This is a genomic window from Belliella alkalica (genome assembly GCF_022549785.1).
In the GTDB taxonomy this organism is placed as follows: Bacteria; Bacteroidota; Bacteroidia; order Cytophagales; family Cyclobacteriaceae; genus Belliella; species Belliella alkalica.
Window position 1 is genome coordinate 1 of sequence record NZ_JAKZGO010000061.1, and the last position, 1,513, is coordinate 1,513.

Below are 1,513 nucleotides of genomic sequence, written 5' to 3' on the forward strand. Positions count from 1 at the left end.
TTCTGACTAACGTAAACAAAATCCCTCAATTTGAGCTGATTTCGAGGCCTAAATCCTCATTAGTCAGACCGAATTTATCGATTTGTTTTTTTATTCTCTTAACTAAGCCCAACTTTCTTTTTTGATCCAAGAAAAGATAGCCTTCGGGATTTTCATATGGAATTCCTTTTACGACCATATTCCAAATGATGACTGCAAGCTTTCTTGCTGTGGCGCTGATGGCAGAAACTCTGCCTTTTCTAAAGCTTATCCTCTGAAAGAAGTCCCTCAAGGGTGTAGAGTCTTTCAGGTTCCCGATGGCATTTGCAGCATTTCTCAAGGCTATTTTAAGTCTGTTGCTCCCTTTTGGCACTTTACTAGACAGTACTTTGCCACCACTTACTTTATTGTTTGGGGCAAGCCTAAGCCACGAAGCAAAGTGCTTGGCTGTTTTAAACTTCTTGATCCCTTCCATGCCTACTTCGCTCATCAATGCCAAAACCGTAGAAAAGCTCATACCTTCAATTGCYAAAAGATCTGTTCCCTCAAACATCTGATACGCTTTTAGATTTAGATCAATGTCTTTTGGGGTATTCTTATTTACTCTTTTATGGGGTTTTGATTCGAGGTAGTGTTCTCGCTTATCATCATCCGAATCGATGATTTCATTCAGCTTTTTCTCTATCTCTTTATCACAATCTTCAACTTTCATTCGAAGGTGATCATAAGTGTCTAGCTCCTGTTTTAAGGCAAAAAGATAATCCTTCCTTCCATTACTCTGTAAGGCAGCTGCTATCTCTTCCTCACTCTTTCTGCAATTCCCATGTCGGAGTGAAGCCAGCTTCTTTGGATCTGTTTCGCCCTCACAGATTGCTCTGATGATCATCAACCCTGTCAACCCACAGATATCCCTTACCACTACATCTAATCTGAAATTCAATAGTCTTAGATATTTCTGCATTTTCTTTGAGGCAGCAGCAGCCGAATGAAGTAAATTTGATCTGTGTCTGCAATAAGTTCTAAGCTCTTCTGTCTGRCCATCTGGCAAAAAACTACCCGTAAGTAATCCCAATGTGTGCAGTTTCTGAATCCACTGACAGTCCAAGACATCAGTTTTTTTTCCCTTGATGTTTTTGGTGAACTTACCATTACATAATATAAGATGGAATCCTTTTGAAAGTAAGACTGCGTAGAGGTTTTGCCAATAAGTGCCAGTACTTTCCATTGCTATAGTTTTTACATTCTTTTCCTTCAACCAATCTGCCATAGCAAACAAATCTTGATTGAATACCCCAAATTCCCGAACATCTTGCTCGGTTTGACCTACTGCTACCCAGTGGGAGCGACTGCCGACGTCAATTCCCGCAGCTTGCGGATTGACGACTTCCATGGAGATAGATTCCTGTTCCATTTGATTAAAAATAGATAAGTCTCTCAGGGGATGTGCTTTTGGCTAGAAAATATTCTGAACGGGGTATCTGACTTTTAAAGACAAATCCGCCACTGAAATCATCGCAAGCATCCCAACCAGAAT

1 protein-coding gene is annotated in these 1,513 nt (G+C 40.4%); it reads right to left on the minus strand.

From position 1 onward, the window contains the following. Positions 1-25: 25 nt before the first annotated feature. Positions 26-1,390, minus strand: a complete 1,365-nt coding sequence (locus tag MM213_RS20605) for an IS110 family RNA-guided transposase (protein ID WP_241414772.1) — start codon at positions 1,388-1,390, stop codon at positions 26-28. Positions 1,391-1,513 lie beyond the last annotated feature (123 nt).